This is a genomic window from Hymenobacter sp. CRA2, assembly GCF_002007105.1.
Lineage (GTDB): Bacteria > Bacteroidota > Bacteroidia > Cytophagales > Hymenobacteraceae > Solirubrum.
This window is the reverse complement of record NZ_MVBC01000004.1, coordinates 186,805-210,795: the sequence shown is the minus strand read 5'-3', so window position 1 is coordinate 210,795 and position 23,991 is coordinate 186,805. Positions and strand designations below refer to the sequence as shown.

At 64.8% G+C, this 23,991-nt stretch carries 19 protein-coding genes and 2 tRNA genes; 6 read left to right on the top strand and 15 right to left on the bottom strand.

The genetic code is table 11. The annotated features are described in order from the left end of the window. The first annotated feature begins 1 nt into the window (after position 1). On the top strand, positions 2 to 439 hold the full coding sequence (locus tag B0919_RS08850; protein WP_078011871.1) for a hypothetical protein: 438 nt from the start codon (positions 2 to 4) through the stop codon (positions 437 to 439). On the opposite strand, the gene B0919_RS08845 is transcribed toward B0919_RS08850, so the two are convergent. The 5 genes from B0919_RS08845 to B0919_RS08825 form a co-directional block, all read right to left on the bottom strand. Further along, complete coding sequence (locus B0919_RS08845; protein ID WP_078011870.1) at positions 416 to 1,324, bottom strand: bifunctional transcriptional activator/DNA repair enzyme AdaA; 909 nt, start codon at positions 1,322 to 1,324, stop codon at positions 416 to 418. The genes B0919_RS08850 and B0919_RS08845 overlap by 24 nt on opposite strands. Positions 1,325 to 1,493: 169 nt before the next feature. Continuing rightward, on the bottom strand, positions 1,494 to 2,051 hold the full coding sequence (locus tag B0919_RS08840) for a 1-acyl-sn-glycerol-3-phosphate acyltransferase (RefSeq protein ID WP_078011869.1): 558 nt from the start codon (positions 2,049 to 2,051) through the stop codon (positions 1,494 to 1,496). A 43-nt stretch (positions 2,052 to 2,094) separates the two neighbouring features. After that, entirely contained in the window at positions 2,095 to 2,886 is a 792-nt protein-coding gene (locus B0919_RS08835; protein ID WP_254846523.1) for a patatin-like phospholipase family protein, read from the bottom strand. 4 nt (positions 2,887 to 2,890) lie between these two features. Beyond that, positions 2,891 to 3,739: an MBL fold metallo-hydrolase gene (locus B0919_RS08830; protein WP_078011868.1), complete on the bottom strand. Its 849-nt coding sequence runs from the start codon at positions 3,737 to 3,739 to the stop codon at positions 2,891 to 2,893. A gap of 70 nt (positions 3,740 to 3,809) precedes the next feature. Beyond that, positions 3,810 to 3,995 (bottom strand): hypothetical protein, encoded by a 186-nt coding sequence (locus B0919_RS08825; RefSeq protein WP_078011867.1) that lies wholly within the window; start codon positions 3,993 to 3,995, stop codon positions 3,810 to 3,812. Positions 3,996 to 4,291: 296 nt separating this feature from the next. Between B0919_RS08825 and B0919_RS08820 the strand changes: the two genes are divergently transcribed. After that, positions 4,292 to 4,546 (top strand): hypothetical protein, encoded by a 255-nt coding sequence (locus B0919_RS08820; RefSeq protein ID WP_078011866.1) that lies wholly within the window; start codon positions 4,292 to 4,294, stop codon positions 4,544 to 4,546. A gap of 243 nt (positions 4,547 to 4,789) precedes the next feature. Here the strand turns inward: B0919_RS08820 and B0919_RS08815 are convergent. The 3 genes from B0919_RS08815 to B0919_RS08805 all read right to left on the bottom strand — a co-directional run bounded on the left by B0919_RS08815 (position 4,790) and on the right by B0919_RS08805 (position 6,476). Further along, positions 4,790 to 4,863: transfer RNA gene (locus B0919_RS08815), tRNA-Asp, on the bottom strand. Between the two features lie 245 nt (positions 4,864 to 5,108). After that, the gene (locus tag B0919_RS08810) at positions 5,109 to 6,146 is read right to left on the bottom strand and encodes an FKBP-type peptidyl-prolyl cis-trans isomerase (protein WP_139362011.1); all 1,038 of its coding nucleotides are present in this window, start codon (positions 6,144 to 6,146) and stop codon (positions 5,109 to 5,111) included. Positions 6,147 to 6,402: 256 nt separating this feature from the next. Then, positions 6,403 to 6,476 (bottom strand) — tRNA-Asp (locus B0919_RS08805). A 263-nt stretch (positions 6,477 to 6,739) separates the two neighbouring features. Between B0919_RS08805 and B0919_RS08800 the strand changes: the two genes are divergently transcribed. Continuing rightward, positions 6,740 to 7,687, top strand: a complete 948-nt coding sequence (locus B0919_RS08800) for an acetyl-CoA carboxylase carboxyltransferase subunit alpha (RefSeq protein WP_078011864.1) — start codon at positions 6,740 to 6,742, stop codon at positions 7,685 to 7,687. A gap of 62 nt (positions 7,688 to 7,749) precedes the next feature. Here the strand turns inward: B0919_RS08800 and B0919_RS08795 are convergent, their stop codons facing one another. Both B0919_RS08795 and B0919_RS08790 read right to left on the bottom strand, forming a co-directional pair. Beyond that, positions 7,750 to 8,715 (bottom strand): ADP-ribosylglycohydrolase family protein, encoded by a 966-nt coding sequence (locus tag B0919_RS08795; RefSeq protein ID WP_078011863.1) that lies wholly within the window; start codon positions 8,713 to 8,715, stop codon positions 7,750 to 7,752. A gap of 228 nt (positions 8,716 to 8,943) precedes the next feature. Then, positions 8,944 to 15,012 (bottom strand): carboxypeptidase-like regulatory domain-containing protein, encoded by a 6,069-nt coding sequence (locus B0919_RS08790; RefSeq protein WP_176132937.1) that lies wholly within the window; start codon positions 15,010 to 15,012, stop codon positions 8,944 to 8,946. A 382-nt stretch (positions 15,013 to 15,394) separates the two neighbouring features. On the opposite strand from B0919_RS08790, the gene B0919_RS08785 reads away from it, so the two are divergent. Continuing rightward, complete coding sequence (locus B0919_RS08785) at positions 15,395 to 15,646, top strand: hypothetical protein (protein WP_078011861.1); 252 nt, start codon at positions 15,395 to 15,397, stop codon at positions 15,644 to 15,646. Between the two features lie 89 nt (positions 15,647 to 15,735). Here B0919_RS08785 and B0919_RS08780 read toward each other — a convergent pair whose 3' ends face one another. The 5 genes from B0919_RS08780 to B0919_RS08760 form a co-directional block, all read right to left on the bottom strand. Further along, positions 15,736 to 16,149: a hypothetical protein gene (locus B0919_RS08780; protein WP_176132935.1), complete on the bottom strand. Its 414-nt coding sequence runs from the start codon at positions 16,147 to 16,149 to the stop codon at positions 15,736 to 15,738. Between the two features lie 211 nt (positions 16,150 to 16,360). Further along, positions 16,361 to 17,185 (bottom strand): class I SAM-dependent methyltransferase, encoded by an 825-nt coding sequence (locus tag B0919_RS08775; protein ID WP_078011859.1) that lies wholly within the window; start codon positions 17,183 to 17,185, stop codon positions 16,361 to 16,363. Continuing rightward, positions 17,178 to 18,284: a hypothetical protein gene (locus B0919_RS08770; protein ID WP_078011858.1), complete on the bottom strand. Its 1,107-nt coding sequence runs from the start codon at positions 18,282 to 18,284 to the stop codon at positions 17,178 to 17,180. Before B0919_RS08770 ends, B0919_RS08775 begins: the two co-directional genes overlap by 8 nt. Positions 18,285 to 18,317: 33 nt before the next feature. Further along, a complete protein-coding gene (locus tag B0919_RS08765; RefSeq protein WP_254846522.1) occupies positions 18,318 to 18,860 on the bottom strand; it encodes a GbsR/MarR family transcriptional regulator in 543 nt (180 codons plus the stop codon). A 34-nt stretch (positions 18,861 to 18,894) separates the two neighbouring features. Next, entirely contained in the window at positions 18,895 to 19,830 is a 936-nt protein-coding gene (locus B0919_RS08760) for a TIGR01777 family oxidoreductase (RefSeq protein ID WP_078011857.1), read from the bottom strand. Positions 19,831 to 20,236: 406 nt separating this feature from the next. Between B0919_RS08760 and B0919_RS08755 the strand changes: the two genes are divergently transcribed. Both B0919_RS08755 and B0919_RS08750 read left to right on the top strand, forming a co-directional pair. Further along, positions 20,237 to 21,055, top strand: coding sequence for an SDR family oxidoreductase (locus tag B0919_RS08755; protein ID WP_078011856.1), 819 nt, complete (start codon positions 20,237 to 20,239; stop codon positions 21,053 to 21,055). 102 nt (positions 21,056 to 21,157) lie between these two features. Continuing rightward, entirely contained in the window at positions 21,158 to 23,908 is a 2,751-nt protein-coding gene (locus B0919_RS08750) for an MGH1-like glycoside hydrolase domain-containing protein (RefSeq protein ID WP_139362008.1), read from the top strand. Positions 23,909 to 23,991: the final 83 nt, after the last annotated feature.

Below are 23,991 nucleotides of genomic sequence, written 5' to 3'. Positions count from 1 at the left end.
GGTGCAGTTTACCTACCCCTCTTTTTCGCAGCAGCCCACCGCGGCGCAGATGGCTAGCTCGCCCGCGGCCGCGCTTTGGTACCTGCTCGACGGCAAGCTGACCATTGCGGAGCAGGGCCAACCCTTTCTGCAGGAGGACTTTCCGTTATTTCGCCTGGCAGCCCTGCTGCACCACTGGCAGGCGTACCGCCCGGCGCCACTGGACGAAGCCCGCCTGGTTATCGACGAGTTCGAAGCGTCGCCGGCCCTAACAATTCGGCGTCAGGCCGAGGGCATTACCCTGTCCTGGGGCAGCGCCGGCCGCGACGTAAGCAGCCTCACGGTACTGGAATCCGAGTTTGCGCGGGCCGGCCAGGTGTTTCTGCAACAGTTGCAAACGGACGTGCAGGCGCAGCTCGGCGTCGACGTGCGGCCGCTATTCCGGGGTATTCCCTTCTGACAACGCAGCTGGCTCTACATTCAGTTGATCGGCTACCTGCTCGGCCCGCGCCATTTCCCAGCCGATCAGCGCCTTTTTGGTGACCGAGCCCCAGCGGTACTCTCCCAGCACGCCCTCCTTACGGATAACGCGGTGGCAGGGAATCAGCAGCGCCACCGGATTAGCACCCACCGCCGAACCCACCGCCTGTAAGGCTTTGGGCTGACCAATGGCCTGGGCCACGTGCTGGTAGCTGACCACCTGCCCGCTGGGCACCCGCAGCAGGGCTTCCCACACTTTCACCTGAAAGTTGGTGCCGCGTACTAGCAGATGCAACGGACGGCCGCTGGCAGGGACCAAAGCCTGCGCCAGCAAGGGGGCCGTGCGGTCGGCATCGGGCACGAGCACGGCATTTGGCCAGCTTTTCTGCAGCGCGCGTAGGGCCAGCTCGGCATCGGGGAGGGCCGCATCGAGCAGGTGTAGGCCGCAGATGCCGCGCTCGGTAGTCGCCAGCAGCGCCGGCCCGAAGGGCGTAGCGTGCACGCCGTAACCTATGCGCACGCCCGCACCGCCGCTGCGGTATTCGTGCGGGGTCACGGCCTCCAGGGTCACAAACAAATCGTGCAGGCGCGAGGGCGCGGATAAGCCGGCCGCCTCGGCGGCTTCGGTCAGGTTGCCGGCCGCAGCCAGCCGGGCCTTCAGAAAATCAGCCGTGAGGTACTGCACGAAGCGCTTGGGGCTGATGCCGGCCCACTCGCTGAACAGGCGCTGAAAGTGAAACGGGCTCAGGTGCACCGCTTCGGCTATTTCCTCCAAGCTGGGCTGGCGGCGGAAGTTGGCTTCCAGAAAGCGAATGGCCTGCGCAATGCGCTGGTAATCGGGGCTGGCGGTTTCGGCGGTAAGCATAAGCCAAAAGTAGCGCTCCGCTCCCGCCCCACCGACCCGATTCTTGCGGAGTTGCGGTTACGGTTTAATCCCCCCGCAGAGGGCGCGGCAGCAAAAGCCGCGGACGCAGAGCCCGGCGCCTGTTGCGCCAACTCTCTGCGTCCGCGGCGGGCAAAAAACGACCGCACAATTACCGAATGCCCTGCTCCGGAAAACGTCCCTTCTTGGTGCGGTAAAAGGCCTTGATTTTCTCTTCGTCCTGCTCGTAGTTGCCCGTGGGGTACACTGCGGGCCCTACGCCGGCTTCCTTCTTGCTGTAATCGAGGTAGCCCAGCAGGATGGGCACATTGGCGGCCTGCGCGGCGAAGTAGTACCCCCGGCGCCAGCGCGGCTGGTACTTGCGCGTGCCCTCCGGCGTAATCAGGATGATCAGGTCCGGGTGCTCCTGAAACAGCTCTTTCATGGCTTCCACCATGCTGTTGTTCTTGCTGCGGTCGATGGGCAGGGCGCCCAGGCTGAGCATGAGCTTGCCGAGCAGGGGAATGTCGGTCCACTCCTTTTTCACGGTGAAGCGCACGTTGCGGCGCATCAGGAAGAAGGCGGCCCGGGCGTGCATGAAGTCCCAGTTGCTGGTGTGCGGGGCTGCAATCATCATGGCCTGCCGGATGTCCGGCGGAATGCTGGAGGCCAGGCGCCAGCCGACGAGCTTAAACCAAAACTTAGAAAATGCCAGCCAGAAGGCGTTCATAAGGTGCAGGTACGGGGATGTATCGGGGAAAAAGCCAACAAAGCTAGCCAAAATCCCCGGCGGGAGCAGTCAGTAAAGCTTGCAATGCTGCTGCCTGGGCCATGGTGTGCTCGTAACCGATGGCAAACAGGGCCGCCGCGTGGCGCAGGTCTGTCACGCGGAAGTGCCGTAGCTCGGGCGGCTGTAGCACCAGCTCGCACTGGGCCAGCCGGGGCGTAGCGTTGGTACCGATGGCGAGCATAAACGTGCGCTCGGCCACGTGTCGGATGCTGTCGATGGGGCCTTCGGGGTTGAATACGTTGGTGTGCGCTCCTACCACCGCCAGGTCGGGCCGGCCGAGCAGGGGCTCCACCGGCAGGTTGTTCAGCAGCCCACCGTCCACCAGCACCCGTCCTTGGTACTCGATGGGCTGACACAGCACGGGCACGGCGCCGGTGGCCAGCAGCGGCGGGATGAGCGGGCCCTCGTTGAAAAAGACCGTTTCGCCCGCGGCCAGGTCGCAGGCGCTCAGCGTCACGGGCAGGGTCAGGTCGGCAAAGGTCTGCTCGCCGGGTAAGTGCGCCACAAAGAGCTTCTCCAGCAGCGTGAGGCTGACCAGCCCGCGCCGGTACGCCGGGCGCACCAGCCGCAGAAAGCGCGTGTCGGCGAGCAGGCGCAGCACCTCCCGCGGCGGAATGCCAGCCGCGTAGAACACCGCCGCCAGCCCGCCCGAACTTACCCCCGACAACGCTCCGATGGGCAGCTGCAGCTCGTGCAGCGCCTCGAACATGCCCAGGTGCGCAATGCCGCGCGCCGCCCCACCCGACAGCGCCAGCCCCAAGGTCCGCGTCGCCACGGGCCTACAGGTCGGCCAGCCGCAGCGTTTCGTGCAGGCGCACGCCGCGGTCGGTCAGTTGCACGGTGCAGGCCTCGGTGTGGGCGTCGTGCTCGAGCACCAGTACCCACTGTTCTTCTGCGGCGCGGCGCAGCACGGCTTCTTTTTCCACCAGCGTCTGCAGGGGGCGCACGTCGTAGCTCATCACCCAGGGCATGGGCAGGTGGGCCGTGGAAGGCAGCAAATCGGCCATAAAGGCCAGCTTGCGGCCCTTGTAATCGAGCAGCGGCACCATCATCTTTTCGGTGTGGCCGTTGGCAAACACGATGTCGCGGAGCATGGGCAGCTCAGCCGGCACACCCTGCGCTGGGTCGATAAAGCGCAGCTGCCCGCTTTCCTGAATGGGCAGGATATTTTCGGCCAGGAAGGAGGCTTTTTCGCGGGCATTGGGCGTCACGGCCCAGTCCCAGTGCGCCTGGTTCGACCAATAGGTGGCGTTCGGGAAGGCCAGCTCCAGCTTGCCCGCCGGGGTGCGCAGCACCGAGCCACCGCAGTGGTCGAAGTGCAGGTGGGTCAGCAACACGTCGGTGATGTCGGCGGCGGTAGCGCCGTGTTGCCGCAGCGAGCTTTCCAGGGTAGCATCGCCGTGCAGGTAAAAGTGCCCGCGAAATTTCTCGTCCTGCTTGTTGCCGATGCCGTTGTCGATGAGCAGCAGCCGGCCGGCGTCTTCGACGAGCAGGCAGCGCATGGCCCAGGTGCACATGTTGTTTTCGTCGGCGGGGTACTGCCGCGACCAGAGGGACTTGGGCACCACGCCGAACATGGCGCCGCCGTCAAGCTTAAACAGACCGGTATCGAGGGGATGAACGTTCATGCCCGCAAGATGCACAAAGCCGCCGGACCCTGGGAAAGGGCCGGCGGCTTTTCTATGGCCGAAGGCAGGCTTAGCGCAACACGGCCAGAATCCCGCGGAAGGGGCTGCCGGCGCCGTGGTAGCGGCTATAGTTGGGGCGGTGCGTGTGCGAACGACCGTTCATTTTGTCGCGAACGTAGCGGGGACGAGGCCGGGCCTCGACTTGGGTAGCAACCAGCGTAGCTACCGTAGCGAAGAGAAGTACCAGTTTGTTCATAACTCAGATGGGTAAGAGAACGTTTGCACTGCTAAATTATAACGATACTTATCAAACAACCTAGATATCGACTAAATATTATTATTATTCATGAGCACCATTACTTAAATGCAATTTCATATTTATTGAACTTATACAATAATCATCATAACAATAATCACGGCGTATAAGCTCATTCGATTGGCCCAAAACCCAATTGCTCGGCCCCGGATGAGCATTGCTCACATGATTGTGTGGTATCAAACTACCGCTCTTTTACGTTGGCTTACCGTTCAGCAATTGGCTTCACCCCCCCCATGGACGACGCGTATTTTCTTTCGCTAGGCTTTGAGCGTTGGATACCGCCCTTTCCGTTGCAAACGGCCATGTACGTGCACGCCCACGCTGCCCGCGACGGGGCCCGGCTTTATCTATCGGTTCCGCACATTGTTAGCTCGACCGGGCCGGCACCTGACCAGTCACAGCTACTAGCCACCGTGGAGGCGTTCTTCGCCAAGCACGGGGGACGCCTGCCCGAACCGGTACCGGAGCTACTGGGCACGTTTTATTAACCTAGCTACACCGTGCCGGTGCGCTGCCTGCTGGCAGAGGGTGGACTCACATCTTTATGTGATTTTCCGGCCTGCGTGGGTTAGCTACTTTTGTGCAATGCTGCTTAAGGAAACGGCATTGGTGAACAATGGAACTGCCTTGGCCCCCGGCCAAGGCTTTTTTTGTGCCTGCGCGAGTCATAGCCGCCCGTGGGGCCCGAAAAAGCAAAAGGCCCTTCAGCGCGTTGCTGAAGGGCCTTTGTGCGGTCCGGACGGGACTCGAACCCGCGACCTCCGCCGTGACAGGGCGGCATTCTAACCGACTGAACTACCGAACCAGGTAACCTGCTCTTAGGCCGTGTGCCTTTTGTTAAGGTGCTGCAAAGGTACGATGCGAATTCACATTTCAAAATCCCCGCCCCTTCTTTTCAGCTCAAAAAACAACCACCACGACGCATAAAATTGGTTGTGAACGATATAGCTGAGCATATTTTTTCAAATTTTCTTCACACCCTGCGTATCACCGGCCGATTTCTTGCTGGAATCAGGGAGAAGCAGGGCGAAAAACCCGCCTGGGCACGTCTTACTTGATATCAGTCAGCTCGACGTCGAAACGCAGCACGGCGTATGGGGGAATATCAGCGCCGGCACCACGGCCGCCGTAAGCCTGGCCGGAAGGAATAAGCAGAATGGCTTTGCTGCCCTTCGGTAATTGGGCAATGCCTTCGTCCCAGCCCGCAATGACCTGGCCGCGGCCCAGCACGAAGTCAAACGGCGTGCCGCCGTGCTTTTCCGACGAGTCGAACACTTTGCCGATGAGCAGGGCTCCCTGGTAGCGTACTGACACCGTCTGCCCCGGCTGGGGCTGCGGGCCTGCTCCCGGCTGCGTGATGACGTAGTAAGTACCCGCGGCCGTTTTCTGGGCTTGTAGGTGGTTTTGCTGCAAGTAGTCCTGAATAAGCTGGTCGTCGATGGTTTTCTGCTTTTCCGCCTGCTGTTGGGCCTTGGCCTCCAGCTGCTGCATGGCCTGCTGCTGAGCAGCCATGGCGTCGGCTTCGCTTTGAATGGCCACCACCTTCACCAGTACCCGCATGGTGTTGCCATGCCGTTTGATCTGCGGCGGGGCGGGCTGGCCCGAACTCTTAATGGACAGCGAGTCGGCGTTGAAGCGGAACGCGGCCGAGTCGCCAGGCTGCAGCAGCGACAGAGCTTCTTCGATGCCACCACGACTCTTGAGGGCTTGCAGCTGCACGCGCGCCGGAAAGCCCATCTGCTGTTTGCGCGACTGAAACAGCACCGAGTCCTTGGCCGTGCGGTACTCCACGTGCAGGGCCATTACCTGGCCGATGCGCTTGGCGTACGCCGTCGCGGCCGTAGCCGGTACCACAGCGGGCTGGCGCGTGTAGCGCCCGCTCACGCGCTTGTAGATGCGGTACTCTATGCCGGATTTCAGGCGATTGTAAGGAGCCGTAGTCGTCTGCGCCGTTTTGGCCTGAGTGGGTCTGGCTTGAGTGGGCTTGGTTTGGGTCGGCTTGGTTTGAAAAGCCAGCAGCGCCGCCAAGGACAGCCCCGCGAGCGGGTAGCCCGCCGATTTATTCCAACGGATCATCGTCGTCAGCATCGTATAAGAAAAAAGGAGCCGAAAGATAGGCGGCCGGTCAAGAATTGCCGGCCGCACAGGGCTTAACGCCCTGTGCGGGATGCCTAGCCGCCGGAGCGCTTTGTGTGTTCGGCAGGGCAATGCCGTTGGGCCGCCGTCTCGCCCAGACCAACATGTTCTCTTTCGGACTAGGCTGCCGGGGGCCAGTTCGGACGGTCTATGGCGGCAGGCCGGAAAAGCAAAAGGCCCTCCAGCGCGTTGCTGAAGGGCCTTTGTGCGGTCCGGACGGGACTCGAACCCGCGACCTCCGCCGTGACAGGGCGGCATTCTAACCGACTGAACTACCGAACCAGGTTGCAATGTGGCTGGGGCGTTTCCCCGATTGCGATGCAAAGGTAGGGGGCTGAATAACCGCCGTGCAAGCCCCAGGCAAAGTTTTTTACCAAATCGTTACCGGCTGAGCTGTTCTGACTGATAACCAACCAGAAAAATTTTCGGACCCACGACCAAAAATTGCCGCTGCGCGCTTCGCTCGCGTCGCTTACCTTTGCCCTCCCCCATTTTCCACCGTTTAAGAAACGACTGCGCGGCGGCCGCACGCCGCCCGTTTGGCTATGCTGCTCGACTTCGAACAACCCATCGCCGCCCTCGAAGGCAAGCTTCGCGAGATGCAAAAACTGGCGCAGGAAAGCCAGGTTGACGTCTCGGAAGCTGTTGAGGCGCTCGAAACCAAAATCAAGGCCCTTAAAAAGGAAACCTACGCCAACCTCACGCGCTGGCAGCGCGTGCAGCTTTCGCGGCACCCCGACCGGCCCTACACCCTCGACTACATCGAGGGCATGACCCAGAAATTCGTGGAGCTGCACGGCGACCGGACCGTGGCCGACGACAAGGCCATGGTCGGCGGCTTTGCCGAGCTCGACGGCCGCACCGTCATGTTTATCGGCCAGCAGAAGGGCCGCAACACCAAGCAACGGCAACTGCGCAACTTCGGCATGCCCAACCCCGAGGGCTACCGCAAGGCCCTGCGCCTGATGAAGCTGGCCGAGAAGTTCGGCAAGCCCATCGTGACGCTCATCGACACGCCGGGCGCCTTTCCGGGCCTGGAGGCCGAGGAGCGCGGGCAGGGCGAGGCCATTGCCCGCAACCTGAAGGAGATGTTCATGCTGAAGGTGCCGGTTATCTGCATCATCATCGGCGAAGGTGCCTCGGGTGGCGCCCTGGGCATTGCCATCGGCGACCGGGTGCTGATGCTGGAAAACTCCTGGTATTCGGTGATTTCGCCCGAAAACTGCTCCACCATTCTGTGGCGCTCCTGGAGCTACAAGGAGCAGGCCGCCGAAGCCATGAAGCTGACCGCCGCCGACATGTCCAAGGCCGGCTTGGTGGACGGCGTGGTGAAGGAGCCGCTAGGCGGCGCCCACACCGATCCGGACAAGATGATCCAGACGTTGAAAAAGACGCTGATCAAGACCCTGGATGAGCTGGAAGCTTTGCCCGCCGACGAGCGGATTTCCCAGCGCATCGACAAGTTCGGCAAGATGGGTGTGGTAATGGAGTAAGCTCCGCTTCGCCCTTGAAGTCACAAAAAAGCCCCGTAACGGTTGTTGCGGGGCTTTTTTCGTCAGGGGGCACAGGCCACCGCCATTCGGCGAGCCAGGTCCTCGATGTCGGCGCGGCGGGCCAAAACCTGGAGCCACTCGGGCGGAATGGCGGCCTCGCCGTAGTACAGGCCAGCCAGGCCACCGGTGACGGCGCCGGTGGTATCGGTATCATCGCCGAGGTTGACAGCCGCCAGCACGGTTTCAGCGTAGGTATTGTGGCGCAGCAGGCACCACAGGGCCGCTTCCAGCGTGTGCAGCACATAGCCGCCGCTGCTGATGGCCAGCACGTTTACCTCCGGCAAGCGGCCGCTGAGGATGCGCTCAAAATGGTCGGCTTCCTTGGCCGGTACGTTCAATGTCCGAAGTTGCGCGGGCGCTTCCGCGCAGAGCGTAGCGTACGCCTCGGCGGGTGTTTGGCCGGCGCGCAGGTGCCGGGCCATTTCCAGATACAGCCAGCAAGCTACGGCCGAGCGGATGTGCCCGTGGGTGATGGCCGACACGTCGAAAATTAGTCGGAAGCGGCTTTCCAAAGGTGTATCCGACTTGTAGAACGCCAGCGGCAAAATGCGCATCAACGAGCCATTGCCATTGCTGTACTCATCAGTACCGCCAACCAGCGGTGTGTCCTCAGGATTGGTTTTGAAGCGATACAACGCCTCACGGGTTGTTATGCCGATATCGAATACCAAGCCGTGGGGCGTCCAAAAATTATCGTAATACCACCGGCAAGCGTACACTGCCAGTTTTCGGGGCGAGTAGCCATCAGCAATAGCTTCAGCCAGGCAAAATGTAAGCGAGGCGTCGTCGGACCAGGTACCGGCGGGCTGGTGGTGGGTGCCGTAAGCGCGCATGTCCACGACGGGGTCGGCCTGGCGCTTGGCGCGGTTTTCAAACTCCACGGGCACGCCGAGGGCGTCGCCAACGGCCAGGCCCAGCAGGGCAGCGCGGATCTGGGCTTCGAGGGTAGATGGTTGGGGAGCGGGCATAAACAACGACAGAATAGAAAAGGCAAGGTAGCGACCGGGCTGGAAGTAGCTGGCGTAACAGTTGTGAGGCTTCCCCAACCGTCTTTTGGTCGATGGCCGACGGGAGCACGCGAAATATCTCGGCCAGTCCGCTACGACAGGCCCTTTTATATGGGCCACCAACATGTGACTCCCAAAAAAGCCCCGCCGGAAACCGTGCGGGGCTTTTGGAGCGGCAGTAGGCCCCTCTTACCTGACCTCTGCCTGCTTGCTGTCGGTGCGGCCGAACTTGGTGGGGAAGTACACCAGCTCGGCTGTGGCGGGGTTGAGCGTGTAGCGGCCGCGGAAGCGCGGCTGCAGGTTGATGCGGAAGGTGTGGCGGCCCACGGGCAGCTCGTCGAGGAAAATGCCGGTCTGGTGGCGCAGGTACTCGCGGTGCACCTCGCGGAAGTTGGTAGCCGCGGGCGGACCGTAGGAGCAGCCGGCCGGAATGGGTACTTCCACCAGCACGTAGCGGGCCGCTTCCTTCACGTCGACGGTAACCAGCAGCTCGGCCGGCTGGCCGGCGCGCAGCTGCACCCGGCGCCCCTTCTGGCCTGCCAGGCTCGTGCTGACGGCAAACGTGCCGGTTTTGGCCACGGGCGCCGGGTTCCAGAAGGTCTGATAGGCCGTGGCGTACACCGGCACCGGGCCCTCCTTGCGCAGGCTGATGCTGCCGCTGGTAGCGGGTAGCTTGGTTTCGAATGGAAACTGGGTGACGCGCTGCTGCAGACCGCCGCTGAACTCGACGCGGGCAAAAGTGGCCGCCCGGCCGGCGGCGAACAAGTCGGGGCCGATGGTTTCCAGAATCTGCGCCGCCTCGTAGGTGCTGCGCCAGTAGCCGGTGCGCCGCAGCCCCAGCAGATACACCCGCATGCGCGTCAGCTCAGCTTCCTGGCCGCCGTGGGCGCGCAGCACGCGGTAGGCCAGCAGGGTACTGCCCACGTCGCCAGCCAGCAGGTCGCGGTAGTAGGAGCCGCCGCGCAGGGTATCGGCGTAAAAGACGCCGCCCAGGGCCGTGCGCAGGCGGTAGCGCCGCAAGGTATCGAGCTGGTAAGGCAGCTGCAGCTGCTGGCGCAGCTCGGTGAAGGCCAAGTACCGGTCGAGGGGCTGGCGGCCGCGCTCCAACCGGGCCAGGCGCGTGAGGTAGGTGCGGTAGTCGGCCGTGGCTTGCAGCTGCAGCAACAGGCGCAACAGGCGCAGATGGTCGTTGAGCTGGTAGTGGTACCAGAGGTAATGCTGAGTTTTGGCCGATTCCTCAGTACGGGCCAGGCCTTCGTCCAGCGCCTTGAGCAGGTAGGCAGCTACTTTAGCGCGGTCGTAGGTCACGCGGTAGCCGGAGTGTTCGGCGTCGAGCAGGGCTTCGAGCACGTGCGCCGTGGCCCAGTAGCTCACGGCCGAGCTGGGCCACGTACCCCACAGGCCTTCGGGCTGGCGCCGGCCGGCCAGCAGCTTGCGGATAAGGTAGTTCACGGACCGGTCACCCTTAAAATCTTCTTCCTCGTACTGCCGGATGCGGCGCTCCAGCAGCAGGGCCTTCAGCTTGGAGGCGGCCTGCTCGTTGCAGAGGTAGGCGTACTGCTGCAGGTGCTGGATTTCGGAGAGAATGGCGGGCAGCGGGTCGCTGTCGACGCGTACGGTGACGTCGCCTTTGGCCGGATCGGCGGACGGCAGCGTGAGGGTGGTATCGGCGGCGGTGAGGGCAAGGAAGGCGCCCACGGTTTCGCGCGAGCCGGCGGGCACGATGGGAATGCGCCGCTGCTCGCCGTCCTGGTACCCGCTGTTTTGCGCGAGGCCGAAGGTGAGCTGCAACGAGTCGCCGGGCGTGGCCGGGGCCGTGACGGTGAGCGTATCGAGGGCCGAGGTGCTGACGCGGTGCGCCTGCTGCCGCACTACCGCCTCCCCCACCCGGAACGTAGTGCTGACCTGGGCGGTATCGGGCAAGTAATTCAGCGTCTTGCCGATAACCTGTGCTCGGTCGCCGGCCACCAGGAAGCGCGGCACGGCCAGCTCGGCCAGCAGCGCCTTGAAAGCGCGCAGCTCGCCGCTGCTGCGGCCGGTGCGGCCGTGGGCGTCGGAGCCGAGCACGAAGGCGCGCCAGCCGGTCACGTCGTCGGGCAGGGTGACGGTGGTGCTGGCCCGTCCGCGGGCGTCGGTGACCAGCGTGGGGCGCCACCAGCCGTAGTCCGAGAAGCGGCGGCGCAGCTGCAGGCGCGGGTCGCGGCCGGGGTTATCGGAGCTGTTGGCCAAGCCGGCCTTGGAAGTGACGATGAGCACGCCGTTGGCCCCGCGCACGCCGTACAGCCCGGTTGCCTGCGCGGCCGGCAGCTCCTTGATGCTGGCAATGGTAGCCGGGTTCAGGTCTTCGAGCCGGCCGCTGAGCGGCAGGCCGTCAAGAATAATCAGCGGGCGGGAATCGGCGGCAACGCTTCTGGTACCGCGGATGCGCACACTGCTGCTCGGAGCACCGGTGATGCTCACGCCCGCGGCGCGCCCGGCCAGCACCGACGACACCGATCCGGTCAGCTCGCGGCGCTCCATCTGCAGGCCCATGCCCGTTACCACTACCTCCGACAGTTGCCTGTTGTCGGCGCTCAGACCGACATCAACTACGTCACCAACGGGCTTTTCCTGAGTCACGTAGCCGATGGACGAAAACAACAGCGTGCGGGCATCAAGCGGCACGTCCAGCTCGTAAGTTCCGTCCGTGTTAGTGGATATGCCCACCGTGGTGCCGCGCACCAGCACCGTGACGCCGGGCAGCCCTTCCTCGGTGCTGCGGTCGAACACGCGGCCGCGAACGAGCCGGCCCTGCACGCCGGGCAGCACCGGTGCGTGCACCTTGATTTCGCGCCGCTGCAGCCGGTCCTCGCTCAGCGCCGACACGTGCGGAATACGCTGGCGCACCAACCGGCCGATGCGGCGGCTCAGCTGGCCCAGCTGCTGCCGGTCGGTGGCGCGCAGCTGCAGGTAGGTGGTGCCGTTGGGCCGCACATCCACCAGCTCGGCCGGTGCCCAGCAGGAGCTGTCGGCCAGCAGCACGGCTACGCGGTACCGGCCGGGCGCTAGCGCGTGTACCGTGTTCAGGCTGAAGAGCAAGCGCTGAAACTTAGGCTGATCGGGGCGCGTCACCAGCAGGTAGCGCGCCGCAGGCCAGGAGCTGCCGACGGCCGGCGACAGGGGCTCCCGCACCACAAGCTGGCCTTGCCCCTGCTCAGTCCGGTTGGGATTTTCGAGGATGGGATACTGATTGGCGTTGTAGTCGTAGGGCAAGCGCGCTGCCGGCGCGTCGCGGCGCTGCAGCTCGCGCACGGCGGCTTCGGTGTAGGCAAAGCCGTCCAGCGGCAGCGCGGGGCCGAAGCCGGCGCCGGTGAGCGGGCCGAAGGCCACGGGCTCGACGCAGCGCATGCGCAGCAGCGCCGGCCCGAAGCTGTAGCTGAACAAGGGCTCGAAAGCAAACTTGCGCCGGTAGCCATCGGGGCGGCGCAGCAGCAGGGAATCGGGCCGAAAGGGACCGGCCACGCGCCTGCCGCCCACGTTGCCCACTACGGGCTGCAGGCGGTTGCCCTGGCGTAGAGTGGCGTCGCGCAGGTGGTCGTACGACTCATCCAGCATGACCAGGGAGCGGCTCAGGGCCAGGTGCTCTTCGGGGCGCAGGGGCCCGAGCCGTTGCACCGTCAGCTCCTGGCAGGGGCGGTTCACGTCGACGCTGAGCGTGAGCTTGTGCAGGTGGCGCAGGTACACGTCATGCAGGGTCACGAGGCGGTCGGTGGTGCGGATGCTGAGCGTGTGCAGGCCCGGCTCGGCCACCAGGCTATAGGGCTCGGCGTGGTTGACGTCGTGCACGTACACCGGCACGCCGTCGAGGTACACGGCCACGGGCGGCTGCACCCGGCCGGAGTCCACCACGAAGGGCGCCACCTGCGTCAGGCCGCCGGGTGCCGGGCGGTATTCGTAGAACTGGCCGGCCTCGGGGTACAGAAAGTGGTAAAAGCGAAGCGAGTCCAGCCTGAGGGTGCGGCGCCACTCGGCCCAGCGCAGCAGCTGTTGCCGGGTGGCATCGGGCCGGTTTTCGAAGCTGGTTTCGCGCAGCCGAAACCGCCGCAGCGACGCCCGGCCGTACAGGGGCGGCTCCAGGTCGGGCACGCCCGGGCCGTTGGGCTCCGCATCTTCGTCGAATTTGTTGGTGTAGGCAAAGGCCGTCAGGTCGGCCCCGGGCACGGGGCGGCCGGCCACGTCGGTCACGGTGAAGTTCAGCTGCAGCTGCTGGCCGGGGTACGCCACCGCGGGCAGATCGGACTGAATGCGCAGCTGGTGCCGTTCGAGCGGCACGTTGTACTCCTGGCTCAGCAGCTGTTCGCCCCAGAGGTAGTGCACCGATATGTACCAGGGCGCGGCCGAGCGCGCCGGCAGGACCAGGCGCCAGTCGGGCTCGGCGTAGCGGCGGTACACGAGGCGGTTGCCGCGGTACACGAAGCACCAGAAGCGCAGCCGGCGCGGATTGTCCACGGCCAGGTACACCGAGTCCCTGGTGCGCTCCGACTGCAGCGCCAACCCGGCGTTCTGGGTCGTCAGCTCCACTTGCGCGACGTGGCCGGCGCTGTCGCGCAGGTCATAGCGCCGGGCCCGCGCATCGACGGGCAGCGTGAGCGGCAGGCGCACCGGGCCGCTGAAGAGAGTGTCGCCGCTGAGGTGGCTGGCCCCGGCAATGCACAGGCGGGCCGCGGCCGGGCGCGACTGGCCCAGATGCAGGTAGCGCAGGCGCACGGAGTCGCCCACCAGCTCGGCGGTGAGCTGGCCGGGGTCGAGGCGGAAGGGCACCACCGTATTTTCCTCGTGCCGCTCGTTGTCGGTGTTGAGGAAGGTGGCCAGCACCCGGTAGCGGAAGTTGGCGGCGGGCAGGCGGTCGGCGGGCAGGTCCAGGCGGGTTTCGCCGCTGGTATCCAGTGGGCCGGCGTGCCTCCACAGCGTATCGGGCACGAACAGCTGCCGCTGGGCAAACCACTCGGGCATCCCGTCCGGCACGACGCTCAGGCGCACGCGGGCGTCGAGCAGGTTCAGGCCGTTGGCGTCGGTGCCGCGCAAAAAGAAGCTTTGTGGCTGGCCGCGGCGGTGCTCCTTTTCGGCGACGCGCAGGGCATACTCCGTGTTGCTCAGCTCGTAGTCTTCGAGGCGAAACTGTCCGCTGGCCAGCGTGGTACCGCGCAGGGTGGTCAGGCTCACCTGCACGTAGGAATCGGGTTGCAGGCCCAGGGTATCAGTCAGCGGCAGCGTGTACTCGTAGGAGCCGGGGCGCACGGGGCGCAACTCGGTTAGGCGCTTGGGTTTGCCGTTCTCAGAGCCCAGCCACAGCACCACGCGCTGGCGTGCCGGGCGGCCGTACGGGCGGCGCAGCAGCCGGATTTTCAGGCGCAGCGTGTCGCCGCTGGGGCGGTAGCGCGGCTTGTTGAAGGCCACGTAGCTGGCCCAGGCAATGCGCCCCGGCTCGGCGGGCGCCTGCCCGCTGCGCCGCTCCCGCCGTTCCTCGCGGCGGTCCTGCCGCTCATCGCGCACGTCTTCGCTGAAGGGCGAGCGAAGCAGCCCGATCAGGCCCTTGCTGACGTAGGAAGCGTGCCGGAGCTGCCCCACCAGATTTCGCACCGGCCGCGTGAGGTAGCCCAGCGGAAACCCGTAGAGCAGCCGGCGCCCGAGGCGCAATACCAGACTGGGCGCGCCGCGCTGCGTCCAGCGCGGCCGTTGCGGCGGAAGCGTTTGGCTAAGGGCGTGGTAGGTAGTCAGCCCGCGGTAGGTTACGGCCACTAGCCCCGCGTGCCCGGCCTTGGGCAGGCGAAAGGTGCGGGTGGCCGCATCGAAGGGAACGACGCGGCGGCCGAGCATGACGCGGGCGTCGCCGGCGAGCGGCCGGCCGGTGGAGTCGCGCACGAGCAGGGTCAGGTCCACTTGGTTGTCGAGCACGGTCAGCTGCCGGTTGGTTTCGCTGCGCAGCCAGTACAGCAGCTGCGGGCCTTCGGTGCGGGCCACGAGGTAGTAGCCCGGCGGCAGGGGGCGCCACTGGTAGCGGCGGGCGCTGTCGGTGAGAAACGAATCGACGGGCTGGCGAAAAAATTCGGGCCGGGCGCCGGTCAGGTCGTGCTCGTAGAGGTGGCGGGCCTGCTCGTTGGTGAGGCGGAATACCTTGGTGAGGTGGCTGGTTTGGCGGGCGCAGGCCAAACGTTGCTGGGCGCGCCCGGGCACGAGAAGCCCGAGCAGGCACAGCCCGCAGAGTAACAATCGGAACATGGGTGACGGTGGTAGCGCGTGGCAGAATCCGAGGCCGCCGCCGGTGGCCAGCCGGCCGGGCAACTTCATTTAGGGGATGCGCCCCGGCCCGGAATTCCACACTACGACCCCGAAAAAAGCCGCCGCGCGCCGGAGCCGCTCCCGGATTTTCACCATTCTGCGGTGCCTGCGCAGCTGATTTTTAGCTGCTCCCAGAATTTTGTATCGCTATCGGCATTGACTCGAATAAAAAATATTTTGTTGACAATCAACACTATAATTCATCATGACAACTAAAGCCCAAGCTCAACCGGGAACTTTTTTCTTTGCAGCTGCAGAAGCTGGCACACAATTTTCATTAGGCCAAACAAGTTTAAGCCCTACACCACAACCCTTCTCTCCGATGATCCGCATCCTGCTTCTCTGCTTCGCGCTGCTTGTTAGCAGCATTGCCTCCACTGCCCCCGCCGAGGCTGCCCGCATCAGCGCCTACGCCCGGGCCAAAATGAAAGGCCGCGTGTACACGCACCGCCCCAACTACAAGCGCTACAAAGGCTGGAAATTCGCCAAGCGCCACAGCCGCAGCAAGGCCGGCAAAATCAAGCGCAGCAAAGCAAGCAGCACGCGGGCCGCGCACACCACCACCCGCTTCTAAGCACCCGCTTTCAGGGTCCTCTCGGTCGGGGCCGCATTCACCTTCGGGTGGGTGCGGCCCCGGTTGGTTTTTGGTCGGTGGCGTCGGGTTCAGCCCTTGCTGCGTTCGGCGTAGAAGCGCTGCCGCGTGTCGATGAGCAGCTGCTCGACGGCGGCGCGGTCGGGCTCACCGGGCAGGTGGCTGGCGGCGAAGGCGGCGTCGACGCGGGCCACCTGCTCCTCGGCTTGCGCTACCAGATCGGCGTATTCGAACTCGCCGCGGCGGATTTGCAGCAGAAACTCCCGGTTGGGGCGGCGCACGCGCAACGCGCCTTCGCGGGCAATTTCCTCGGCCATCTGCAGGAGTCGAAAGACGTGCAGCATGTTCTTGGCGTCGTAGTTTTTGCCGTGCTGCACGGTGTTCTGGTAGCGCTCGGCGTTGCGCTTCTGCACCCAGTCCCAGTACTCGCGGTACACGCGGCAGTAGATGCTGTAGCCGTTAACCCTGCCATTCGATAAGCTCACCCTCACAGCCCGCGACAAGCAGGACCTCATGGCCTTCCTGCACGCCCTGACGGACACCACCGGCCTGCACCGCGAGCAGCCAGGTACGCTGCCAACTGCCGCCATATTCTCGCGGAGCAAACCCGTGAACCGGCGCTGATTGAGTTGCCTCCGGCACCAACCATTCAAGCTCCTGAACCTGAGGGAACTGCGCTTTTCTACATCCTAAGGATCATTCGCTCACGCCGAAGTCTAAGCCTTGCCCAACAAGCTCTTCCGGCTTCCGCCCTACCAACGCCGTGGCGCAGCCCAACAGCAGCGGCACCTGTCGCACCTGTTCGAAGCCCGCCACGTGAAAGGCACCTTCCACGGCGTCGAGGTTGGCAAAAGAATGAGCGTAAAACGGCAGGTAGCGGTGCAGCGCGGCGCGGCCCCGGCTCAGCCACGCTATCAGCGGCAGTACCAGGCGCAGGTAGCGCATGAAGGCAGCCCGCCGCCAGCCGTGCCGCGGCAGCGTCAGCTCCAGCAGCACGAAGCTGCCGCCGGGACGCAACAGCCGCCGCGTTTCGCGCGCCAACGGCTCAAAATCGGTGGCAGCCAGCGTTTTTAGCCCAAAGCCGCACACCAGCGCATCGGCGGCCTCGTCGGGCAGCGGGCAAGTCAGGGCATCGGCGTGGTGCAGGGTGGTGCGGGCGTACTGCGCGGCCTGTTGCTGCCGGGCGCGGGCTTGGGCGAGCATGGCTGGCGCAAAATCCACGGCGTGCACCTGCGCCGCAGGGCCAAGGCGCTGGCGCAGAGCAGGCCACATTTCACCCCCGCCGCTCATCAGGTCGATAACGACGCTGGCCGGCGGTAGGGCCGGCAGCAGGTCCACAGCTTCGCGGCGCCAGCGGTTGGTCAGCCCGCAGGCCATTTGCTCGTGCCAGTGGTAATTCGGGGCCAGCTGATTGAAGAGGTTGCGCACAAAGCCGGTTTCGAACAGCTCGGCCGTGGGGACAATGTCGTGGGCGGTGCGGCGGCGCGCCTGGCGCGGCCGCTCCAGTACGCGGCTACTCATGTTCAGCTTGGGTTTTGAGGGCGGTGAGCACGCGCTGGTGCATGTCGTCGAGCAGGTAGTCGCTCCACAGCTGCCAGTAAGCGCGCGGGCCGATGCTGTGGCGGTACACCGTGGTGGCTTCGAGCACGGTGCTGCCGTCGGGCTGCGGCAGCAGGCGGAAGGTGCCGCGGTCGACGCTGAAGTAGCCGTGCAGGTGCGGCGCGTGAATCCGGGGGTACGGGCTCAACTCCCGCATCGGCGCCGGCGTGTTCGGAATCTGAAAGGCCAGCTCCCGCCCCGGCTGCCACCCCGTGATAGGCAAGTGGGCCCGCCCCTGCGAATACGCGCACGTCAGCGTGCGGCGCCCGGCACTATCCAGCTGAACAGCCGTGCTGAGGGGGTAGGCCACCCCAGCTCGGAAGAACGGCCCCACCGCCGTGGGGTACTGCACGGGCCCAATCAGTACCCGCCACACCTGCTCGGGTGTGGCCCGCACGCGCAGCCGGGTGCTGACGCGGTGCGGCTTCGGGGGCCCGCTGTGCTGCATCTCTACCAGCTGCCCCACCGGGTACAGCAGCACCAGCAGCGACAAGACCGGCACGCGGTGCCGTTCGAGCCCGGCCCGGTGCCCCGCGGCGCCCACTAAGGCGCCCGCCCAGGCGGCCAGCAAAGCCAGGGGCGCGGCCATCAACACGCAAATCATGCCCTCCAGCGCCGAGGCTACCATCAGGGCCAGAGCCGTTTGCACCGTAAGCAGCGTGACCACCGCCCCGGCAACGGCGCCGTTGCGGGTAGGCCGCTCGGGGTTGAGCCACACAAACAGGATGTTGGTGACCAGCCCGCAGAGAAACGGCGCCGAGACGAACACCATGAAGCCGTACTGCCGGAAGCCGTTGGTCGACAGGGCCGTGAGCAGTACCATGAGCACGGCGCCGCCGCCCACCGCCAGCAGGGCGCAGCCCCACACCGTGCCCGTCAGCCAGGACCGCGCCGGGCCGGCCGCTTCCGGTGGCAGCTGGGAGTCGCCGGGCGCCTCCGGCGGCGTCAGGGAGGCGGGAAAATGGGATGCAGGGAGCTGCCCGCTGGGCTGCTCGGGCAGCCGCGGCTCGTCGGTTTCCATAAAACCAGGCCAGGAAGTGAGGGAATAGCTGCTCTACATGAACAGCCGCAGGAATTTGTCGAGGAACCAGTTGCGCTCGGCGCGCATCAGCCCGCCCAACACCCGGTCGGCGCCGTCGGCTATCTGCTGGATGTCGGTGAGGGTGCGGTGAAACTCGCGGTAATTCGGGTCGTTTTCGTCGCCGGGCAGGGTGGCAAGCTGATCGAGGCTGCGCTTCATGGCGTCCAGTTCGCGGCGCTTCCGCTCCCGGATGATGCAGCGCGTGACCTGCAGCATGTCTTTTTCGGCCACGTAGAACTCGCGCCGCTCCCCCGCCCGCAACTCCTTGTACACCAAGCCCCAGTCGATCAGGTCGCGCACCGTCATGCTGGCATTGCCGCGCGAAATCTGCAGCTGCGTCATCAGGTCCTCGGTGCTCAGCGGCTCGGGCGACACCAGCAGCAGGGCGTGCATCTGGGCCATGGTACGGTTGATGCCCCAGTTGGCCGCGGAAGCACCCCACAGCTGAATAAACTGCGTTTTGGCTTGCTCCAGTGGAGTCGGCGGCGTGGGCGTGAGGTCGGGTTGCTCGGTCAAGGGTCGGGAGGAAAAGGTCGGCGGAACGCGAAAGTTACGCGTCTACTGTACGTAGAAGGTCGGCGAGAGCCGCCGCGCAGGTGGGAAATTGAAAGTCGAAGCCCCATTCCAACAGGCGCTGCGGGTACACCTTGCGGCTTTTCAGGATAAGCTCGGTCTCGGTTTGCAGCATCAGCGCGCCCACTTCCAGCAGCCACTCGGGCTGGGGCAGGCGCACCAAGGGCCGCAGCTCCTCGGCCAGCAGGGCGTTGAAGTCGCGGTTGGGCAGCGGATTAGGGGCACACACGTTGAAGGTGCCGCTGGCTTCGGGGTGCCGGCGCAAAAAATCGACGGCGCGGCAGAAGTCCCGCTCGTGAATCCAGCTGATCCACTGCTCGCCCGAGCCCTGGGGCGTGCACAGGCCCCACTTAGCCAGCTGCGTCAGCGTGGGAAACGCGCCGCCGTCGGCGCCGAGCACAATAGCCGTGCGCAGGGCGATGCGCCGCGTCTGGGGCGCCACGCAGCTCCAGAACGCCTCTTCCCAGACCCGGGCCACTTCCACCGAAAAGCCCCGCCCGATGACGCCGTCGGCCTCGGTGTTGGCGGGCCGGTCCGCGTCGGTGTGCTCGTAGATGGTAGCCGTGGACGCGTTCAGCCATAGGCGCGGCGGGCGGCGGCAGGCCGCCACGGCGGCGCCCAGGGCCCGGGTGCTTTCCACCCGGCTGGCAATGATTTCACGACGGTTGGCCGTATTGTAGCGGCAATCCACGGTGCGCCCAGCTAGGTTGATGAGTACGTCGGCGCCTTCCAGCTCAGCGGCCCACTCCCCCACCGTGCGCCCGTCCCAGCCCACGTAGCTCACGTTGGCGTAAGGCGGCAGCGGCTCGCGCGCCAGCACCACGATATCGACGTCGGGCTGGCGGTAGTACTTAATCAGACATTGGCCCAGAAACCCCGTTCCCCCGGCCAAAACAATGCGCGTACGGCCCATAGCTGGTGAAGCTTTGCAGATGAAAGAATGTGCTTACCCGTTGTTCGCTTCAAATGTATCACAAGTTTCAATAATTATTGAAACTTGTGATACATAATCATTATACTATTGAATATCAGAGTATTTAATTTCCGGTAAACGTCGGGAGACTTAGCCCGGGACGATAATTGACGACTTACTCCGCTTGCATCGTGACTCGGCAAAACCCTAGTTGATAGGCCTTAAGCGGACGCCCCGCCTTCACCGAATCCACAGGCTGATGGCCGCAGGTTGGGGCCGCGGCCAAGGGCACTTCGGCCTAGCCGCGCCCTGCCACAGCGGCTGTGACTGACCAGCTAAGCCGCGGCCAGCGTAACCCAATGGCTGGTTTTGCTGTCTAGCAGTAGGTTCTCCTTTCATACCAGCCATGACACCTTCGACTGCTCCCCTTCTGCTCCAGAATCAAATTGCCCTGGTGACGGGCGCCAGCTCCGGCATCGGCTTCGGCGTGGCCGAGGCACTAGCGGCCGCCGGCGCCACCGTCGTTATCAACTACCACAAGGACGCTGAGCCGGCCGAAAAGCTGGCCCAAGACATCAAGAGCCGCGGCGGCGAGGCCCTGGCCGTGCAGGCCGACGTGAGCAAGGAAGAGGACGTGCAACGCATGTTCCGGACCGTCGTCGAGAAGTACGGCACCGTGCACATCCTCGTCAGCAACAGCGGCATTCAGCAGGACGCCGCCTTTCTGGACATGACCCTGGATGAGTGGAACAGCGTCATCGGGGTGAACCTCACCGGGCAGTTTCTGTGCATGCGCGAGGCCGCCCGCGAGTTTGTGCGCCGCGGTCCGCAGCCGGAAATATCAAAGGCCACCGGCAAAATCATCTGCATGAGCTCGGTGCACGAGGTCATCCCGTGGGCCGGGCACGTGAACTACGCCACCAGCAAGGGCGGTATTATGCTGCTGATGAAAAGCGTGGCTCAGGAGCTGGCTCCGAAGAAAATTCGCGTCAACAGCATCGGGCCGGGCGCCATTGCCACGCCCATCAACGAAGAGGCCCGCGACACGCCCGAGGAGGAAAAAGCCCTGCTCAAGCTCATCCCCTACGGCCGCATCGGCGAGCCGAGCGACATCGGCAAGGTGGCCGTGTGGCTGGCCTCCGACGAATCGGACTACGTGACGGGCCACACGCTGTTTGCCGACGGCGGCATGCTGCTCTACCCCGGCTTCGTGGGCAACGGCTGATTGTTGATGAAGGAGGAATGACGAAGTGGCTTCTCTGCCCCGCTGCCTTTCTCAATCCGGCTTCTTCATTCCTCCTTATTCCTTAGTCCTTGCTTTGCCGCCATGTCGACCACACCCGACACGCCCGAACACCAACGCCTGGCCGCCGCCAACAACCCGAAGGAATCCTCGCCGTGGCGGCGCTTCGGCCCCTACCTGGCTGACCGCCAGTGGGGAACCGTGCGCGAGGACTACTCCGCCACGGGCGACGCCTGGCGCTACACTACCCACGACATGGCCCGCAGCCTGGCCTACCGCTGGGGCGAAGAAGGCATTGGCGGCATCTCCGACGACAAGCAGCGGCTGTGCTTTGCGCCAGCCTTCTGGAACGAGCACGACCCCATCCTGAAGGAGCGGCTGTTTGGGCTGAGCGGGCCCGAGGGCAACCACGGCGAGGACGTGAAAGAGCTGTATTACTACCTCGACAACACGCCCACGCACTCGTACATGCAGATGCTCTACAAGTATCCGCAGCGGGCGTTTCCCTACGAGTGGCTGGTGCAGGAAAACGGCAAGCGGGGCCGCCTCAAGCCCGAGTTTGAGCTGCTGGACACGGCTGTCTTCCACGAAAACCGCTACTTCGACATCTGCCTGGAGTACGCCAAGGCCGGCCCCGAAGACATCCTGATTCAGCTTACCGTGTACAACCGCGGCCCGGAAGCGGCCCCGCTGCACGTGCTGCCGCAGCTCTGGTTTCGCAACACCTGGAGCGGGGGCTACGACGCGTACCGCCCCGAGCTGCGCGCCGATGCCGACGGGCACCTCACCGCCGAGCACCGCGAGCTGGCTTCACTGCGCCTGTACTGCGAGCCGCTGGCCGAGCAGGCTCCGCCCGAGCTGTGGTTTTGCGACAACCACACCAACACCCAGCGCCTGCACCGCTGCGCACCGCCCCAGGCCGAGCAATACTTCAAGGACGGCATCAATGACTACCTGCTGCACCAGCGAGCCGACGCCCTGAACCCCGTCCGCACCGGCACCAAGGCCGCCGCCCATTACCGCCTGCACCTCGAAGCCGGGCAACGCCAGACGGTGCGCCTGCGCCTGGGCCCGCCGGAGCTGGCCGCGCCCTTCGCCGACTTTGACCAGCTTCTGCAGCAGCGCCGCGAGGAGGCCGACCAGTTTTATGCGGCCTTGCAAAGCCAACTCGCCGACGCGGACGCCCGCAACGTGCAGCGACAGGCGCTGGCCGGCATGCTCTGGAGCAAGCAGTTCTACTACTACGACGTGCCGGAGTGGCTCAATGGCGACCCGGCCTTTCCGCCCCCACCGGAGCAGCGCCAGACCGGCCGCAATGCCCACTGGCGCCACCTCAACAACGCCGACGTCATCTCGATGCCGGACAAGTGGGAGTACCCGTGGTACGCGGCCTGGGACCTGGCCTTCCACTGCGTGCCGCTGGCCATGGTGGATGCCCAGTTTGCCAAGCACCAGCTGCGCCTCCTGCTGCAGGACTGGTACATGCACCCCAACGGGCAACTGCCGGCCTACGAGTGGAATTTCGGCGACGTAAACCCGCCGGTGCACGCCTGGGCTACTTGGCGCGTGTACAAGATGGACCAGAAGCAGCGCGGCGGCCAGGGCGACGTGGAGTTTCTGGAAGCGGCCTTCCACCGTCTGCTGCTCAACTTCGCCTGGTGGGTCAACCGCAAGGACGTGGAAAACCGCAACGTGTTTGAGGGCGGCTTCCTGGGCCTGGACAACATCGGCGTGTTCGACCGTTCGGCCGACCTGCCGCCGGGCGTGACCATGGAACAGGCCGACGGCACTTCCTGGATGGCCATGTACGCGCTGGACATGATGCGCATGGCCCTGGAGCTGACCAGAACCAGCTCCATCTACCAGGACATGGCCAGCAAGTTCTTCGAGCACTTTCTCTACATCGCCGAGGCCATGGCCGCGGGCGGCAAGGATGGCCTCGACCTCTGGGACGACGAGGACGGCTTCTACTACGACGTGCTTAATACGCCCGAGCGAGGCCGGCAGCCGCTGAAAGTCCGCTCGTTGGTGGGGCTGGTGCCGCTGTTTGCGGTGGAGGTGCTCGACGAGGATTTGATGCGCGAGATGCCGCAGTTTGTCAAGCGTATGAATTGGTTTCTGGAGCACCGCCCGCACCTGGCGGCGCTCGTGTCGCGCTGGCAGGAGCCGAGCAAGGGCAGCCGGCACCTGCTGAGTTTGCTGCGCGGCCACCGCATGAAGCTGCTGCTCAGGCGCATGCTCGACGAGGCCGAATTTCTCTCCGAGTACGGCGTCCGGTCCCTCTCGCGCTACCACCAGGCGCACCCCTACACCTACCACACGCCCGAGCGCGACTTCACGGTGCGCTACGAGCCGGCCGAATCGGAAACCGACCTGTGGGGCGGCAACTCCAACTGGCGCGGCCCGGTGTGGCTGCCCATGAACTTCCTGATTATCGAGGCCTTGCAGCGCTTTCACCACTACTACGGCGACGATTTTCGGGTAGAGTACCCCACCGGCTCGGGCCAGTATTCCTCGCTGCTCGAAATTGCCGATGCCCTTACCCAGCGCCTCACCCGCCTGTTTTTGCGCGATGCGCAGGGCCGCCGCCCCGCCTTCGGCCCCGACGACAAGCTACAGCAGGACCCGCACTTTAAGGATTACCTGCTCTTCCACGAGTACTTCCACGCCGAAACCGGCCAGGGCCTCGGCGCCAGTCACCAAACCGGCTGGACCGGCCTGATTGCCAAGCTGCTGCAGCCCCGCCGCAAGGACGGTTATTTCTTCGCCGGCGTAGTGGACGAACAGGAGGAGCAGCAGGAAATGCAGGCCCAGGCAGCGGCGCCGGGAAAGTAGGGCAACGCTACCTATCCTGTCATCCTGAGCTTAAAGCGAAGGACCTTACAACTTCAGGCGGTAACTCTACGCTGCCGGCCGTT

Bases quoted from the DNA above. Each gene is read 5' to 3' on its own strand.
- B0919_RS08775 (WP_078011859.1), bottom strand. From the start codon at position 17,185: ATGAGTAGCCGCGTACTGGAGCGGCCGCGCCAGGCGCGCCGCCGCACC.
- B0919_RS08790 (WP_176132937.1), bottom strand. From the start codon at position 15,012: ATGTTCCGATTGTTACTCTGCGGGCTGTGCCTGCTCGGGCTTCTCGTG.
- B0919_RS08785 (WP_078011861.1), top strand. From the start codon at position 15,395: ATGATCCGCATCCTGCTTCTCTGCTTCGCGCTGCTTGTTAGCAGCATT.
- B0919_RS08770 (WP_078011858.1), bottom strand. From the start codon at position 18,284: ATGGAAACCGACGAGCCGCGGCTGCCCGAGCAGCCCAGCGGGCAGCTC.
- B0919_RS08825 (WP_078011867.1), bottom strand. From the start codon at position 3,995: ATGAACAAACTGGTACTTCTCTTCGCTACGGTAGCTACGCTGGTTGCT.
- B0919_RS08760 (WP_078011857.1), bottom strand. From the start codon at position 19,830: ATGGGCCGTACGCGCATTGTTTTGGCCGGGGGAACGGGGTTTCTGGGC.
- B0919_RS08795 (WP_078011863.1), bottom strand. From the start codon at position 8,715: ATGCCCGCTCCCCAACCATCTACCCTCGAAGCCCAGATCCGCGCTGCC.
- B0919_RS08755 (WP_078011856.1), top strand. From the start codon at position 20,237: ATGACACCTTCGACTGCTCCCCTTCTGCTCCAGAATCAAATTGCCCTG.
- B0919_RS08830 (WP_078011868.1), bottom strand. From the start codon at position 3,739: ATGAACGTTCATCCCCTCGATACCGGTCTGTTTAAGCTTGACGGCGGC.
- B0919_RS08800 (WP_078011864.1), top strand. From the start codon at position 6,740: ATGCTGCTCGACTTCGAACAACCCATCGCCGCCCTCGAAGGCAAGCTT.
- B0919_RS08820 (WP_078011866.1), top strand. From the start codon at position 4,292: ATGGACGACGCGTATTTTCTTTCGCTAGGCTTTGAGCGTTGGATACCG.
- B0919_RS08845 (WP_078011870.1), bottom strand. From the start codon at position 1,324: ATGCTTACCGCCGAAACCGCCAGCCCCGATTACCAGCGCATTGCGCAG.
- B0919_RS08840 (WP_078011869.1), bottom strand. From the start codon at position 2,051: ATGAACGCCTTCTGGCTGGCATTTTCTAAGTTTTGGTTTAAGCTCGTC.
- B0919_RS08750 (WP_139362008.1), top strand. From the start codon at position 21,158: ATGTCGACCACACCCGACACGCCCGAACACCAACGCCTGGCCGCCGCC.
- B0919_RS08810 (WP_139362011.1), bottom strand. From the start codon at position 6,146: ATGCTGACGACGATGATCCGTTGGAATAAATCGGCGGGCTACCCGCTC.